This window comes from Arenimonas soli, assembly GCF_014643775.1.
Lineage (GTDB): Bacteria > Pseudomonadota > Gammaproteobacteria > Xanthomonadales > Xanthomonadaceae > Arenimonas > Arenimonas soli.
In genome coordinates, this window is the sequence record NZ_BMKC01000002.1 from 381,585 (window position 1) to 396,526 (window position 14,942).

12 protein-coding genes, 1 pseudogene and 1 riboswitch are annotated in these 14,942 nt (G+C 69.9%); of the genes and pseudogenes, 1 reads left to right on the forward strand and 12 read right to left on the reverse strand.

Going from position 1 to position 14,942, the window contains the following annotated elements; genetic code table 11:
- Positions 1–54 precede the first annotated feature (54 nt).
- The 12 genes and pseudogenes from IEX13_RS09860 to IEX13_RS09915 all read right to left on the reverse strand — a co-directional run.
- Positions 55–393: pseudogene (locus IEX13_RS09860) on the reverse strand (YkgJ family cysteine cluster protein); the annotation flags it as partial.
- A 21-nt stretch (positions 394–414) separates the two neighbouring features.
- Complete coding sequence (locus tag IEX13_RS09865) at positions 415–915, reverse strand: hypothetical protein (protein WP_188663660.1); 501 nt, start codon at positions 913–915, stop codon at positions 415–417.
- Positions 916–940: 25 nt separating this feature from the next.
- Complete coding sequence (gene queF, locus IEX13_RS09870; RefSeq protein WP_188663662.1) at positions 941–1,768, reverse strand: NADPH-dependent 7-cyano-7-deazaguanine reductase QueF; 828 nt, start codon at positions 1,766–1,768, stop codon at positions 941–943.
- 92 nt (positions 1,769–1,860) lie between these two features.
- Positions 1,861–2,868, reverse strand: coding sequence for a ribonucleotide-diphosphate reductase subunit beta (locus tag IEX13_RS09875; protein WP_188663664.1), 1,008 nt, complete (start codon positions 2,866–2,868; stop codon positions 1,861–1,863).
- Positions 2,865–5,252 carry a ribonucleoside-diphosphate reductase subunit alpha gene (locus IEX13_RS09880; RefSeq protein WP_188663666.1) on the reverse strand — a complete coding sequence of 796 codons (2,388 nt, stop codon included), beginning with the start codon at positions 5,250–5,252 and terminating at the stop codon, positions 2,865–2,867. The genes IEX13_RS09875 and IEX13_RS09880 overlap by 4 nt, the downstream gene beginning before the upstream one ends.
- Before the next feature lie 169 nt (positions 5,253–5,421).
- Positions 5,422–5,631, reverse strand: a riboswitch (cobalamin riboswitch).
- Between the two features lie 16 nt (positions 5,632–5,647).
- A complete protein-coding gene (locus IEX13_RS09885; RefSeq protein ID WP_188663668.1) occupies positions 5,648–6,343 on the reverse strand; it encodes a hypothetical protein in 696 nt (231 codons plus the stop codon).
- A gap of 2 nt (positions 6,344–6,345) precedes the next feature.
- Positions 6,346–7,647: a M20 family metallopeptidase gene (locus IEX13_RS09890; RefSeq protein WP_188663670.1), complete on the reverse strand. Its 1,302-nt coding sequence runs from the start codon at positions 7,645–7,647 to the stop codon at positions 6,346–6,348.
- A gap of 67 nt (positions 7,648–7,714) precedes the next feature.
- On the reverse strand, positions 7,715–9,016 hold the full coding sequence (locus IEX13_RS09895; RefSeq protein ID WP_188663672.1) for a hypothetical protein: 1,302 nt from the start codon (positions 9,014–9,016) through the stop codon (positions 7,715–7,717).
- On the reverse strand, positions 9,013–10,116 hold the full coding sequence (gene zapE / locus IEX13_RS09900) for a cell division protein ZapE (protein ID WP_188663675.1): 1,104 nt from the start codon (positions 10,114–10,116) through the stop codon (positions 9,013–9,015). The genes IEX13_RS09895 and zapE overlap by 4 nt, the downstream gene beginning before the upstream one ends.
- Positions 10,109–10,780 (reverse strand): alpha/beta hydrolase, encoded by a 672-nt coding sequence (locus IEX13_RS09905; RefSeq protein ID WP_188663677.1) that lies wholly within the window; start codon positions 10,778–10,780, stop codon positions 10,109–10,111. The genes zapE and IEX13_RS09905 overlap by 8 nt, the downstream gene beginning before the upstream one ends.
- A 16-nt stretch (positions 10,781–10,796) precedes the next feature.
- Complete coding sequence (locus IEX13_RS09910; RefSeq protein ID WP_188663679.1) at positions 10,797–12,578, reverse strand: ExeM/NucH family extracellular endonuclease; 1,782 nt, start codon at positions 12,576–12,578, stop codon at positions 10,797–10,799.
- Between the two features lie 68 nt (positions 12,579–12,646).
- Positions 12,647–13,162, reverse strand: a complete 516-nt coding sequence (locus IEX13_RS09915) for a c-type cytochrome (RefSeq protein ID WP_188663681.1) — start codon at positions 13,160–13,162, stop codon at positions 12,647–12,649.
- 163 nt (positions 13,163–13,325) lie between these two features.
- On the opposite strand from IEX13_RS09915, the gene IEX13_RS09920 reads away from it, so the two are divergent.
- The gene (locus tag IEX13_RS09920; RefSeq protein WP_188663683.1) at positions 13,326–14,924 is read left to right on the forward strand and encodes an MASE1 domain-containing protein; all 1,599 of its coding nucleotides are present in this window, start codon (positions 13,326–13,328) and stop codon (positions 14,922–14,924) included.
- Positions 14,925–14,942: the final 18 nt, after the last annotated feature.

A 14,942-nucleotide genomic window follows, 5' to 3' on the forward strand; every position in this document is an offset into this window, starting at 1 on the left:
CGTCGCGACCAGCGGCACCTGGTCCACGCCCGGCAGGACCACCGGCTGCATGGCCCAGTCGTCCGGCGTCAGCAGCTTCAGCCCGTGGGCGGCGCGGCCCTTGTCGCACTGCGGGCTGTGCCGGCCGAACTCCCAGGAAGGCTCCACCTCGCGGCAAACCGACGGCCGCTGCGGGTAGATGCCGCAGTGGCCGTCGACGCCGATCGTGCCGCGCAAGCCCGCGCATCGCGGATGGCTGCCCTCGGTGCCGCGCATGGCCAGCTCATGCCGGCGCAGCGGCATCACCAGGTCGGCCGGCGGGCCGTCGGGATTGTCAGGCTGGGCCTCCGACCAGTGGAAGGACACGCGGAAGGTGGCGCAGCAGGCGCCGCAGCGCAGGCAGGGATGGCTCATGGGCCACGCAGGCTCGAAGGGTTACTGGACGTTGAAGCTGCGGGTTTCGACCACCCGGTCGTTGATCGCGATTTCCACCCGGTAGGTGCCGGCCGGCCAGGGTTCGGGCTGGGTGATGCTGAAGGTGGTGACGGTCGGGGCATCGGGCACCAGGCTTTGCCCGGCCTTGGCGACCTGGGTGCCGTCTTCGAGCAGCCAGCGGGCCGACAGCGTCAGGCCGGGGCTGCTGCCCACGCCGACGACGGCGGCGTGGATGGTGTCCACGGTGGTGAAGACGTCCTGCGGGCGCGGCACGCGGCCTTCTTCGTCCAGTTCGGTGCCCAGTTCGACCGCGACCACGCGGAAATCGCCGCTGGGCATAGGCGCTTCTTCCGGCAGGGCATCGGGGGCGGCGCCGGCCTCGTCGGCCGCGGCTTGCGCCGGCGTCGCGGCATCGCCGGCAGGCGTGGCGTCCGGGTCGCCACCGCAGGCGACCAGCAGCAGGGACAGCGACAGGGCGAGGCTGGTCAGGATCGGGCGCATGGGCGGCTTGGGTCGTGGACGGTGGTTACTGGCGGTTGGTGCGCGGGTTGCCCGGTAGGGGCAGGCCCGGCGTGGCCCGGAACGGGTTGATGTCCAGGCCGCCGCGGCGGGTGTAACGAGCGTACACCGCCAGCCGGGTCGGCGCGCAATGCTGGATCAGGTCCATGAAGATGCGTTCGACGCAGCTTTCGTGGAAATCGCTGTGCTGGCGGTAGGACACCAGGTAGCGCAGCAGGCCATCCCGGGCGATGCGCGGGCCGGCGTAGCGGATCTGCACGCTGGCCCAGTCGGGCTGGCCGGTGACCGGGCAGTTGGACTTGAGCAGGTGCGAGACCAGCACTTCGTCGGCGCGGGTTTCGCTGTCGGACGACAGGAAGTCCGGGCGCGGCGGGCCGTAGTGGCTGATCTCGATCGGCAGGTCGTCGATGAGGTCGCCTTCGAGGTTTTCGATCAGCGCCACGTTGTTGGAACCCGCCGGCGTCAGCACCACGCTGACCGGCGCGCCGGCCGCCGCCGACAGGTCGGCCACCAGCTGCGCGCGCAGGGCGTCGGTGTCGGCGAAGCGCGCCATGGCGTAACTGCCCAGGTACAGCTTGAGGCTCTTGGATTCGACGATGTTCGGCGACGTCGCCGGCACGCGCAGTTCGGCCAGGGCCACGCGCGGCTTGCCGCGGCCGTCGAGCCAGCTCAGTTCGTAGGCATTCCAGAAATCGACGCCGCCGAAGGGCAGGTCGTCGCCCAGGCCCAGCGCTGACCGCGACTGGGCGCGGGCAATCGGGAAAAGCAGGGAAGGATCGTAGTCGCCGCCGTATTCGACGGCTTTGCCCAAGGGGCTCAGTTCGGGGGACGTCATGGGGCGGATTGTCTCACGCAGTGATGCTTCGGGCGTATACAACGCGAGTCGGGGCGACCGGCGGCCGCGACGCCCCGGCCGCCGGTTCAGGTTCAGAATGCCGCGTCGAAGGCCACGTCGCCCTGCACGCCCACCTGGTAGGCGGACACGCGGCGTTCGAAGAAGTTCGTCAGTTCCTGCACGTCCTGCAGGTCCATGAACGGAAACGGATTGCGGGCCCCGAAATGTTTGGGCAGGCCCAGCTGCGCCAGCCGCTGGTCGGCGCAGTATTCCAGGTACTGGCGCATGTCCCGCGGCGACATGCCGGCGACGCCGCCGGAAAGCACGTCTTCGGAAAATGCATGTTCGCAGTCCACCGCTTCGCCCAGCATCTGCACGATCCGCGCCTTGAGTTCGTCGTCGAAGAGGTCGGGCTCTTCTTCACGCGCGGTGCGGATGACCTCGAAGGCGAAGGCCATGTGCCCGCTTTCATCGCGGAACACCCAGTTGGTGCCGCCCGCCAGGCCGTGCAGCAGGCCGCGCGAGCGCAGGTAATACACGTAGGCGAAGGCGCCGAAGAAGAACAGCCCCTCGATGCAGGCCGCGAAACACACCAGGTTGAGCAGGAACTGCCGGCGCTGGGCCTTGCTTTCCAGGCGCTGCAAGTCCTGCACGCTGTCCATCCAGCGGAAGCAGAACGCGGCCTTCTTGCGGATGGATGGAATGTTTTCGACCGCGGCGAAGGCGCGGGCCCGGGCATCCGGGTCCGGCAGGTAGGTGTCGAGCAGGGTCAGGTAGAACTGCACGTGCAGCGCCTCTTCGTAGAGCTGGCGCGACAGGAACATGCGCGCTTCGGGCGCGTTGATGTGCTGGTAGAGGTTGAGCACCAGGTTGTTGGAGACGATCGAGTCGCCGGTGGCGAAAAACGCCACCAGGCGTTCGACCAGGTGCCGCTCGGCCGGCCCCAGCTTGTTCTTCAGGTCGTTGGTGTCGAGCGAGAAGTCCACCTCCTCCACCGTCCAGGTATTGCGGATGGCGTCGCGGTACATTTCGTAGAACTTCGGGTAGCGCATGGGGCGCAGCGTCAGGTCGAAACCGGGGTCGAGCAGTCGTGCGCTCATTGGCAGGCCTCGCAGGATTCGGGGTTTTCAAGCGAACACATCACGGCGGCGGACGCCGACGGCGCGTCCACGGTGGCCTTGGCGATGCGGGTGGCGGGGCGGGAACGCAGGTAGTAGGTGGTCTTGATGCCCTGCTTCCAGGCATGCATGTACATCGAGGACAGGGCGCCGATGTTCGGGCTTTCCATGAACAGGTTCAGCGACTGGCTCTGGTCGATGAAGGCGCCGCGCTCGGCCGCCATGTCGATCAGCGAGCGCATCGGCAGTTCCCACACCGTGCGATAGACCGCGCGCAGTTCGGCCGGGATCTCGCCGATGCCCTGCACCGAGCCTTCGGCCAGCTTGATGCGGTCGCGCAGCTCGGGTGTCCACAGCCCCAGCTGCTTGAGTTCGGTGACCAGGTGCTTGTTCACCTGCAGGAAGTCGCCGGACAGGGTTTCGCGCTTGAACAGGTTGCTTACCTGCGGCTCGATGCATTCGTAGCAGCCGGCGATGGACGCGATGGTGGCCGTGGGCGCGATGGCGACCAGCAGCGAATTGCGCAGGCCATGTTCGCGGATGCGTTCGCGCAGGGCGTCCCAGCGCGCCGGGTCGGCCGGGGTCACGCCCCAGGCGTCGAACTGCAGTTCGCCCGCCGCCGCGCGGGTGTCTTCGAAGTTCGGGTGGCGGCCCCGTTCCTGCGCCAGTTCGCAGCTGGCCTCGAGCGCGTGGAAATAGATGGCCTCGGCGATGCGGGCCGAGAGCCCGCGCGCCTCGGCGCTGTCGAAGGGCAGGCGCAGCCGGAAGAACACGTCCTGCAGGCCCATGCAGCCCAGGCCCACCGGCCGCCAGCGCAGGTTGCCCCGGCGGGCGGCTTCGATGGGATAGAAGTTCAGGTCGATCACGCGGTCGAGCTGGCGCACGGCCAGGCGCACGGTGTCGGCCAGCTTGTCGAAATCGAAGCCGTGCTCGCCCAGGTGCTGGCCCAGGTTGATCGAGCCCAGGTTGCACACTGCGGTTTCATCGGCGCTGGTGACTTCCAGGATCTCGGTGCACAGGTTCGACAGGTGGATGACGTTGCCTGCCCGGGCGGTCTGGTTGCTGGCGCGGTTGCACTTGTCCTTGAAGGTCATCCAGCCGTTGCCGGTCTGGGCCAGGGTGCGCATCATCTTTGCGTACAGCTCGCGGGCCTTGATCGTGCGCACCGCCAGCCCGGCCGCTTCTGCCTGTTCGTAGGCGGCGTCGAAGGCTTCGCCGTAAAGATCGACCAGGTCCGGCACGGCCTTGGGGTCGAACAGCGACCAGGGTCCGTCGGCTTCGACGCGACGCATGAACAGGTCGGGGATCCAGTTGGCAAGGTTGAGGTTGTGCGTGCGCCGGGCGTCGTCGCCGGTGTTGTCGCGCAGCTCCAGGAATTCTTCGACGTCGGCGTGCCAGGGCTCGAGGTAGACGCAGGCCGCGCCCTTCCTCTTGCCGCCCTGGTTGACCGCGGCCACCGATGCATCGAGCGTCTTGAGCCAGGGCACGATGCCGTTGGAATGCCCGTTGGTGGAGCGGATCAGCGAGCCGCGCGAACGCACCCGCGTATAGCTGACGCCGATGCCGCCGCTGAACTTCGACAGCTGGGCGATGTCGCCGTACCTGGCGTAGATGGATTCCAGCGAATCGCGCGGCGAATCGAGCAGGAAGCAGCTCGAGAGCTGTTCATGCGTGGTGCCGGCATTGAACAGCGTGGGCGAGCTGGGCAGGTAGTCCAGCGACGCCATGCGCTGGTAAAGCGCCAGCGCTTCGGGCACGTCCTGGCTGAGCGCACAGGCGATGCGCAGGAAGAACTGCTGCGGGGTTTCGATGACCGTGCGCGCGGTCGGGTGGCGCAGCAGGTAGCGGTCGTAAAGCGTGCGCAGGCCAAAGTAGTCGAAGCGCCGGTCCAGCGAGGCGTCCAGCGCGTCGTTGAGCTTGCGCGCGTTGGCCTGCACGAAATCCAGCAGCCTGGCGTTCACCAGCCCCAGCTCGTGGCCGCGGGCCACCGACTGCGAGAAGGCGTGGATTTCCTGGCCGGTGACCTCCTTGGTGATGCATTCGGCGAGCAGGCGCGCGGCCAGGCGGCCGTATTCGGGCTCTTCGGCGGTCAGCAGCGCGGCGGTGCGGATGGACAGTTCGTCCAGCTCCCGCGTGCTGGCGCCGTCGTACAGGCCCGAGATGGTGCGCGTGGCGACGCGCATCGGATCGACGGCGTAGAGGTCGTCGCACTGGCGCATCACCGCGCGCACGATCTTGTTCAGGTCGACCGGCTCGCGGCGGCCGTTGCGCTTGGTGACGGTCATGCCCAGCGCGGCGGCGGGCGGGGTGAGGGCGAACTGCGGCGCGTCGGCGTCGGCGGGCGCGTCGAGGATTTCGTGGTTCATGGGAGGTCTCCGGTGCATGGCGCACGGCCGCCGCCCTTCCCTCGGAGGACGACGCAGGCGGTCAAGGCAACGGGAGGTTGCAATACGGGTGTCGCAGGGACCGAGACGCGGCGCCACGACACCGGCACCGTCTCCCCCCGGAGACCTCTGGGCCGGTCACCGCGCGTCGTGCTTCGCGCGGCTGTCGGCAGGTCTTCGGACTCGTGGACGCGAGGCGGGCGCCTCTCCTACTGGCCGTCGCTTCCCGGGACCCAGGGTCCCAGTGCTCTATGACGGCGGTCGTTTCCACATACCGCTGCGGGGCAGTGCCGGATTCGAACCGGCTTCCCTATTAACCCAAGCGCTTGTGGCGCCCGGGACCGACGGCCACAAGATAGTGGGGTCCTGCGTCGGGGTCAATCGCGATCGGCGTCGCAGCGAAACGCCGAAGCCGGGCGCAGGTCGCCGCCGAGCAGGTCCCCGAGCTTGCCGATCGGCAGCGAGTAGCGCGGGTAGGCGAAGTCGTGCTCGATGCGGTAATGGCGCTCCGACGCGTCATCGCGCGTCTCGTCGAACAGGCGGCGCGGCACGGCGCCGGCGCGGGCCAGCACCGGGTCGGTGATCGGCTCGCGCAGGGCGCGGACTTCGCAGGGCAGCCAGTGCGGCCCCTGGTTGTGCAGCAGCAGGTGGAAGCGGCGGCCTGCGTCCACCGCCAGCGGCGCCCGGGCATAACGCGCCATCACCAGGCCGTCGCCTTCGCCCAGCAGCAGCATGAGCTGCGGACCTTCGGACAGGCCGTAGGCGGTGATCTTGCCGTAGTGGCTGGTGGTGCTGGCATAGAAAGTACGCGGCAGGTCCGGGCCGGTGACCGTGTCGAGCGTCTGCAGCTTGATCCAGGTGGGCGCCGGATCCATGCAAATGACATCCGCCTTCTGACACTCGGGGAACTCGGGCAGGTAGTCGCTGGCGATCACTTCAACGACCGCCAGCCGGGCCGGCGCGGCGTCGTGGTCGATGTCCGGGTAGGCGCGCGGTGCGTCGCGATGGACGCAGCCCGCCAGCAGCGCGGACAGCAATGCGACGCCGGCCAGGGCGCGTGGCGCCGGGTCCACCGTCAGTCGACCTCGTGCAGGTAATCCAGCGCCACCTGCAGCATCGTGCGGGTGCCGACCTTGAGCGCCTGTTCGTCCAGGAAAAATTCCGGCGAATGGTTCGACGGCGCCTTCAGCGGGTCCTGGTCCGCCGGCGTGGCGCCGACGAAGTAGAAGAAGCCGGGCACCTGATTGGCGTAGTAGCTGAAATCCTCGGCACCCATGGTCAGGTCCATTTCGATGACGTTGTCGGCGCCCACCACCTTTTCCAGGCTCGGCACCATGCGCATGGTCAGGGCCGGGTGGTTGACGGTGACCGGGTTGCCCTTGGTGTCGGGCACCTGGGCAACGGCGGTGGCGCCGTGCGCATGCGCGACGGATTCGGACACGTTGATCAGGTCGGCGAACACCTGCTGGCGCATGCCTTCGTCGAAGGTGCGGATGGTGCCCACCAGCTCGACTTCGTCGGGAATGATGTTGTAGCGGATGCCGCCCTTGATGGCGCCGAAGCTGACCACGACCGGCTGCTTTGAAATGTTCTGGCGCCGGCTGACGATGGTCTGCGCGGTGCCGATGACGTCGGCCGCGGCCACGATCGGATCCACGCCGCCCCAGGGGCGCGAACCGTGCGTCTGCCGGCCCTTGATGACGATGTTGAACCGGTCCGACGCCGCCATCAGCGGGCCGCTGCGGTAGCCGACGGTGCCGGCGTTGAGCGTGCTGAATACGTGCAGGCCAAAAACTGCCTCGGGCTTGAAGCGCTCGAAGATGCCCTGCTTGAGCATCTCCTCGGCGCCGCCCTCCTCGCCGTCGGGAGGACCCTCTTCGGCCGGCTGGAAGATGAAGAGCACTTCGCCGGCCAGTTCGTCCTTCATCGAGGCCAGGGCCTCGGCCACGCCCATCAGGATGCCGGTGTGGGCGTCGTGGCCGCAGGCATGCATCACGCCGGTGGTTTCGCCGCGGAAGGTGGTGGTGACCTTGGATTCGAAGGGCAGGCCGGTGCGTTCGGTCACCGGCAGCGCGTCCATGTCGGCGCGCAGCGCGATGCGCGGGCCGGGCTTGCCGCCGCGCAGCACGCCGGTGACGCCGGTGGTGGCGATGCCGGTGCGCACGTCCACGAAACCCAGCGCGCGCAGGTGGTCGGCGACCAGCGCCGCGGTGCGGGTTTCGCGGTTGCCCAGTTCCGGGTGCTGGTGGATGTCGCGGCGCCAGGCCTGCACCTTCGCGTCCACCGAAGCGGCCAGCGCCTCGACGTCGGGCGCCTGGGCGAATGCGGGGCCGCAAAGCGCGGCGGCGAGGGCGGAAACAAGCAGCAAACGGCGCATGGCGACTTCCCTTATTTAGCCTGCCAAGGATGCTAGCACGCAGCTCCGGCGGGCCCCGGAGGCGCTCTTACAAGGATTCGCGCCTGGGGAAGGCGGCGATCGCGGCGGCCATCAGGCTGGCGGCAACGGTCCACGCCAGGTACCGGAAATCGGCCGAAGGCGCGAGCAGCAGCAGCGGCAGCGCGATCAGCAGGCCGGACCCGGCCACCACGGCGGCCAGGCCATCGCCGGGCCCGCGCCGCCGAACGGCGGTCGCAAGCAGCACCGCCACCGACAGCGCCAGGTAGATCCAGCCCGCGAACAGCGGTGTGTCCACCAGCGCATCAAGCCGCGGCTGCAGCGCACGATGCAGCGCGCCCGACGGCGGCGCCACGGCCGGGTTGTCGCGCAGCGGCACGATGGCCGGCTGCAGCACCTGGAAATCGGGCTGCTGTGCCTGGCGCAGGCCCAGCAGGTAAGCCGAAACCTCGGCGCGGTGGCCGAAGTAGGCGCGCGGATGGTCCAGCGGCAGCGACAGCCAGACGTTGCGAAGCTCGGCGTACTGCGCCGGCGTGTAGTCGTAATAGAAGTTCAGCCGCAGCTGCCCGGACGCGAAGCTCGGCACGTTCACGAAGGGCGAGAAGTCGCGGCGCAGGTCCTGCACCGTCAGTCCCGGTTCCACCCAGTCGGGGGGAAACAGCACGCGGTCCTGCGCGATCGACACCGCTGCGATGTCCCACATCGCGATCACCGGCCACACGGGCGTATCGCGCGCGCCGGGTGCCAGGTTGGCCAGTCCCGCCGCCAGGTGCAGGCCCACCGCCAGCGCCGCCGTGGCCAGACCCACCCGCAGCCTGCTGCCCGGCCATTCGCGCCAGGCGACCCAGGCCAGCAGCGGCAGCGCCGCCGGCAGTGCGTTGTGGCGGAAGGCGCAGCCGGCCACCAGCAGCGCCAGCGCGCCCAGGCGCCAGCCGCGGCGCGGCGCCTGCAGGTCGGCCACCAAGCAGGCCACCGCACCCGCGAACAGCGCCATCATCCACACGTCCTTCCAAAGATGGGGCAGCAGGGCCAGCAGCGGCGGCCACGCGCCCAGCCCCCACACGCACAGCACGCGCCGCCAGGCGCCGCCGCCCAGGGCATGCGCGAAGCCGGCCATGGCCGCCCACCAGGCCAGCACCTGCACCAGCAGCATGCCGCCCGGGTCGGGCAGCACGAACCGCACCGCCTGCCAGACGCGAACCATCACCGGCGGGTGGCCGGGGTCGAGTTCGCCGTGGCGGGCCTGCCACCACTGCCAGGCGGAGTCCCAGCTGAGGTAGCCGGGCCAGAACGCGGCCAGCACCAGGGCCAGGCCCGCCGCCGCCGCCAGCCAGGGCGCGGCGCGCCTCACGGGCGGTGTTCGCGGGCCATGAATTCCGCGCTGCGCATCTCGACCAGGCGCGAGGCGGTGCGCTCGAAGTCGCCGCGCAGCTTTTCGCCGGTGTAGAGCCACATCGGTTCGGCGGCGGCGCTGAGCACCAGGTTGACGTTGCGGTCGTAGAGTTCGTCCACCAGGTGCACGAAGCGGCGCGCGGCGTTGTCGCTGGTGGCGTCCATCACCGGCACGTTCGACAGCAGCACGGTGTGGAAGTCGCGGGCCACCTCGATGTAATCGGCGGCGGCGCGCGGGCCTTCGCACAGGGCGGCGAAGTCGAACCAGGCGATGCCTTCGGCCAGCGCCCGCACCGGGATCGGGCGGCCGTTCACCGCCAGCGGGCCGTCTTCACGCGGCGCGTCGGCGGCCAGGCGCTCGTAGTGGGCAGCCAGGGCGGCTTCGGCGTCCCGGCCCAGCGGGGTGAGGTAGGTTTCGGCGCTGGTGAGCTGGCGCAGCCGGTAGTCGAGGTCGCTGTCGAGGTGATGGACGATGCAGTGTTTTTCCAACAGCGCGATCGCCGGCAGGAAACGGGCGCGCTGCAGGCCGTCGCGGTAGAGGTTCTTCGGTTCGGTGTTGGACGTGGTGACCAGCACCACCTCGCGTTCGAACAGGCGGTCGAGCAGCCGGCCCAGGATCATCGCGTCGGCGATGTCGGAGACGATGAATTCATCGAGCACCAGCAGGCGCAGTTCTTCGGCCAGCGCATCGGCGACCACCGCCACGGTGTCGGCGGTGTCGTCGGGCAGGGCCTGGATGCGTGCGTGCACTTCGACCATGAAGCGGTGGAAATGCCAGCGCCGGCGCGGCAGGTCGCCCAGTTGGTCGAACAGCAGGTCGTTGAGGAAGGTCTTGCCGCGGCCGACGCCGCCCCACAGGTACAGGCCCGGCACCGGGTCGCCGGCGCGGCCCAGCCAGCGCTTCCAGGCGGGCGTGGCTTCGCGCGCCAGCAGGCCGGCGTGGATGCGGTCGAGCTGGGCCAGCGCGGGGCGCTGGGCGGGGTCGTCCTGCCAGCGGCCGCTGGCCACGCCGGCGGCATAAGCGGCCGACGGCGGTCGGGCCGCCGCGGGTTCAGCCATGGCGCGGCGGCGGCAGGTTCTTGCGCACGCCGTTCTTGACCGCGCCGCGCAGGTCCATCAGCCGGCGATGGAAGAAGTGGCTGGTGTCGGGCATCTTCACCAGCGTCGGTTTTTCATCCAGGCCGTCGATCCATTCGTAGACCTTCTGTGGGTCCACCACTTCGTCGGCGTCGGGCATGATCACCAGCCAGGGGCAGGCCGGCGGCTGCACGCCGGAAAAATCGCGGAAGCCCACCGGCGGCGCCAGCGAGATCATCTGCTTCACCGGCAGCTGGCGCGCGCCCTGCAGGGCCACCCAGCTGCCGAAGGAAAACCCACCCAGCCAAAGCGCGTCGTCCGGCCGGCTCTTGCGCACCCAGTCGGCCACGGCCAGCAGGTCGAGGATTTCGCCGCGGCCCTCGTCCCATTCACCTTCGGACTTGCCGACGCCGCGGAAGTTGAAGCGCACCGCCGCCAGGCCCAGTTCGCTGAGCGCGCGCGCGGTCATGGTGACCACCTTGTTGTGCAGGGTGCCGCCCTCAGGCGGATTGGGGTGGCAGATGATGGCCACGCCGGCCCGTTCCTGCCCGTCGTCGGGCAGGTCGACCATCAGCTCGATCTGGCCGGCGGGGCCGGGGACCAGCAGCGGGCCGGATTCGGTGGGGAAGTCGGGCAGGGCGTCCATGCGCGGATGATAGCCCCTAGCGGGCCAGGTCGAAGCCCAGCAGCAGTGGGTCGTGGTCGGAGGCGCGCCAGGGGTCGCCGGCCGTGCCCTTGCGGTTGTCGAAGGACGGGGCTTCGTCGGCGTTGGCATGCCATTCGGCCGCGCCGCGCAGGCGTGCGGCCAGGCCGGCGTCGACCAGGGCATGGTCGAGCCGCCCGGACAGGCCCTGGTAAACATAGGAATACGGCCGCTCGAGCTTCATCTGCGCGAATGCGTCCTGCCAGCCCTGCGAGCGCAGCAGGCGCATCGGGTCTTCCTGGTTGTAGGCGTTGAAATCACCCACCAGCAGGTGGCCGGCAGGCTGGGTGCGGGTGGGGTCCTTCGCCAGCCAGGCCGTGAGCAGGCGCGCCGACTCGACCCGGGTGGCGTTGAAGCAGGCCTGGCCGTCGCGGCGGTCGACGTCGCCGCCCTTGGCCTCGGCGCAGCCGCCCTTGGACTTGAAGTGGTTGGCTACCACCACGAACACCGGCCCCCGGCCGGCGCGGAAGGCCTGCGCCAGCGGCACCCGGCTGCGGTCGCGGAACGGGCCTTCGGCCAGCACCGCCGGCTTGCCCACCGGCGCCATGCGGCTGGCCCGGTAGATCATGCCCACGCGCAGGGCGTCGTTGCCCGGGCCCTGGCCCGCGTCCACGAATCGCCAGTCGTCGTGCGGGCCGGCGTCGTTGAGTGCGTCCACGAAACCCGCCAGCGACGACTCGGGCCCGAAACCGTCGTTTTCCAGCTCCATCAGCGCCGCCAGGTCCGGGTCCAACGCCTGCACGGTGGCCACCAGCTTGGCCTGCTGGCGCTCAAAGTCGGCTTGCGTGGCCGCGCCGCGCGTGGTCGGGAAACCGCCGCCGCGGCCGTCGCCGTTGAACAGGTTGAGCAGGTTGAAGCCGGCGATGCGGCGGTCGCCGGCGACCACCGGCACGGGCGGGCGCGGCGCCTGTTCGATGTGGGTCAGCGGGGCCGTTAGCTGCAGCCGGTGGCTGCCGAAACGCTGGTCGAGCACGCCGGTGACGTCGCGCAGCACGCTGCCCACGCGCAGCGGTCGTGCCGGGTCGAGGCTTTCGCCGGGCAGGAACCACAGGCGGTCGGGGTCGCGGGCACTGCGGCCGTCGTCCAGGCGCAGGCTCAGGCGGGTGTTTTCCGCGGCGATCGCCTGCGCAGCGGTGCCGGGCGGGGCCAGTTCGGTAGGCGCGAACAGGCGGCCGTCGAAGCTCAGGCGCAGTTCGCCGTAGCGGGCCAGGTCCTCGTTGCTAGTGACCGTCAGCGGCCCTTCCAGCGTGATCAGCATGCCTTCGTAGCGCTCCCAGTCGCCGGCGCTGGCGGGCGCGGCCGACACCCGCTGCGGCGTCACCGGGGCCCGGCCAAGCCGCTCAACCGTGCTGGCTTCGACGGCGGTCAGGGTGGCGCCGTCGTCGCCGGTTTCCACCACCGTGCCGGTGATGCGCACATGGTCGCCGGCCTTGAGCCTGGGCTCGGCGTCACGGCTGCGCGGCAGGAACAGGCCTTCGGACGTGGCCGGGTCGTCGTCGGGCACCAGCGATTGCACGAAAACGCCGCCCAGGCCGCCGAACGGCGCCACGACCACGGCTTCCACCACCACCTGCCGGCCCTCGAGCGGGCTGCGTTCACCGCTGCCCTGGATGCGCGCCACCGTCACCAGGCCGCCTTCTTCGGCGACCACCGTGTCGAGCGGTGCGGGACCGGGCGGCGTGCAGGCGGCCAGCAGCAGCGGGGCGAACAGGACCACCAGCGGGAAGGGGCGACGGGACATGCATGGACTCCGGAAACAAAGACGCCGCCCGGAGGCGGCGTCGTCGCGAACGGGCGTGGCAAACAAGCTTACTGCAGGTTGTCGACCATCCACTGCACCGAGGCGATGACCTGCTCGTCGGTGAGGTTCGGGTTGCCACCCTTGGCCGGCATGATGCCCGCCGAGCCCTGGTAGCCCTCGATGGCGTGGGTGTTGAGCGTGTCCATGCCCTGGGCGATGCGCGCGGTCCATTCGGCCTTGAGCAGCTTCGGCGCGCCGCCGGCGCCCGAGGTGTGGCAGGCGCCGCACAGGTTGTTGTAGATGACCTGGCCGTCGAGCGTGCCGTCATAAGCCACCTGGCCGGCGGAAGCCGCCGCGGCGGCCGCGGCAGCGGCGGCCTGGGCCGCGGCACCGGTGGAGCCGGCGTAGACGCCACCCGCGGGCTGCAGGCGCTGGACCATGGCGGCTTCGGCGACGGGGTTGGGTTCGGGTTCCTGCTGGCTGTTGAAGTAGAGGCCCAGGAGGATAAGCACGCCGGTGACCGCCACCAGGAAAACGATGACCATCGAGAAGTGCTTGAGGAAAACCAGATCGTGATTGCGCACGGGGTGTCCTGACAAGGGGCCGGAGCCCTGTGGATAAGAAGGCCGCGATTATATCGGCCCTGTCCCGCGCAAGGAAGGCGGACACACCGATACGGCGGGGGCATGAAGCTCGGTTAGCATGGCGGGGAGCCGGGAAGCCGGCAAACAGGGGAATCCACCGGGCATGGCAGGACGCGCGCTGGCGCTGCTGCAGGACGCCGGGCCGGGCCGCAATGGCCGCTGGGCCCTGCTGGCGCTTGTCGTCCTGGCCACCTGGCTGGCGCTGGAGCAGCTTTCCGCCCAGCTGTGGTTCCTGCCGGCCGGCCTGCGCCTGGCGATGCTGTGGCTGACCCCGACCCGCCGCTGGGGCTGGCTGGGCGCCGCCGAAGTGCTGGCCCAGGCCACCAAGTCGGTGGTGATGGGCTACCCGCTGTTCACTTTCACCTTCCTGGCCGTGTGCGTGGCGCCGTGGCTGATCTACGCCGCGGTGGTCTACCTGCTGCGCAGCGCCCAGCCGGCCCCGCTGCCCGACTCCCCCACGCGCATGCTGCTGCTGCTGTTGGCCGGCCTGCTGGGCGCGGCGGGCGTGTCGCCGCTGCTGTGGATGTTCCTGGTCACCTATCCGATGACCACGGCCGATTCGCTGGCCAGCATGTTCGCCTTCATGTACGGCGACCTGATCGGCCAGATCGTGCTGGCGCCCCTTCTCATCGCCTGCGTGCACGGCGGCCTGCGCTGGTCGGTCCGCAGCCTGCTGGTGCGCGACCTGGCCCTGGTGCTGTTCGGCGCCCTGGGCGTGTTCCTGGTGCTGCAGGCCTACGCCGACCTGGCCATGTACGTATTGCTGCTGGCGTTCGCGCCGCTGTTCTTCCTGGGTTTCCGGCACGGCTGGGAAGGCGGGGCGCTGGCCACGACGCTTCTTGGTGCGGTCATGCAGGGGCTGGTGCAGCTGGGCTTCCTGACCGTCAACGTGACCATGCTGCAGCTGGTGCTGGCGGTGGTCGGCGGCGGCGCCCTGGTGCTGGGCGCGGCCAGCACCGCGCTGCGGCGAAGCCACGAGATCCTGGCCCAGCGCCACCAGGAGCTGGCGGCGCAAACCACCGAACTGGAAATGCTGGCGGCCGAGCTGGGCCAGGTGGGCCAGCGCCTGGCGCGGCTGGAAGAACAGGGCCAGCGCGAACTGGCCAGCGAACTCGAATACGAACTCGGCCACGCCATCCACGCCCTGGGCACGCGCATCAGCCTGGCCTTCCGCGACGTGCGCGACGAACAGGGCACGCGCCTGCTCGAGTCGCTGCGCGAACAGGTGCGCGAGATCCAGGACAGCCTGCGCCGCGCCCTGCGCCAGCTGCGGCCGCCGCAGCTCGACACCCACGGCCTGAAGCAGGCGCTGGAAACCGGCCCGCTGCACGAAATGCTCGACGACAGCGGCGTGGTGTTCGAACCGGTGTTCGAAGGCCCGGTGGACGCCCTGGGCGAAGACGCCCGCACCACCGTCTACCGCATCTGCCAGGCCGCCGTGCGCGAGGCGGTGCGGCTGGAGATGGTGCGCCGCTTCGGCATGCGGCTCGAAGTGGTGCCCCAGGACGGCGGCGGTCACATCGTCGGCCTGTCGATGGACCTGGAGTTTTCGGCCTACACCCAGCACCTGCCGGCCCTGCAGGTGGTGCCGGCGATCAAGGACCGCGTGCTTGCCGTGCAGGGGAACTACCTGCTGGAACCGCTGGTGCACGGGCACCGGCATTCGGTGCGGTTCGTGGCGGGCATCCGGGGCGACTCCTGAGACGACCTGCCGACTATT

Bases quoted from the DNA above. Each gene is read 5' to 3' on its own strand.
- IEX13_RS09865 (WP_188663660.1), bottom strand. From the start codon at position 915: ATGCGCCCGATCCTGACCAGCCTCGCCCTGTCGCTGTCCCTGCTGCTG.
- queF (WP_188663662.1), bottom strand. From the start codon at position 1,768: ATGACGTCCCCCGAACTGAGCCCCTTGGGCAAAGCCGTCGAATACGGC.
- IEX13_RS09875 (WP_188663664.1), bottom strand. From the start codon at position 2,868: ATGAGCGCACGACTGCTCGACCCCGGTTTCGACCTGACGCTGCGCCCC.
- IEX13_RS09880 (WP_188663666.1), bottom strand. From the start codon at position 5,252: ATGAACCACGAAATCCTCGACGCGCCCGCCGACGCCGACGCGCCGCAG.
- IEX13_RS09890 (WP_188663670.1), bottom strand. From the start codon at position 7,647: ATGCGCCGTTTGCTGCTTGTTTCCGCCCTCGCCGCCGCGCTTTGCGGC.
- zapE (WP_188663675.1), bottom strand. From the start codon at position 10,116: ATGGCTGAACCCGCGGCGGCCCGACCGCCGTCGGCCGCTTATGCCGCC.
- IEX13_RS09905 (WP_188663677.1), bottom strand. From the start codon at position 10,780: ATGGACGCCCTGCCCGACTTCCCCACCGAATCCGGCCCGCTGCTGGTC.
- IEX13_RS09910 (WP_188663679.1), bottom strand. From the start codon at position 12,578: ATGTCCCGTCGCCCCTTCCCGCTGGTGGTCCTGTTCGCCCCGCTGCTG.
- IEX13_RS09920 (WP_188663683.1), top strand. From the start codon at position 13,326: ATGGCAGGACGCGCGCTGGCGCTGCTGCAGGACGCCGGGCCGGGCCGC.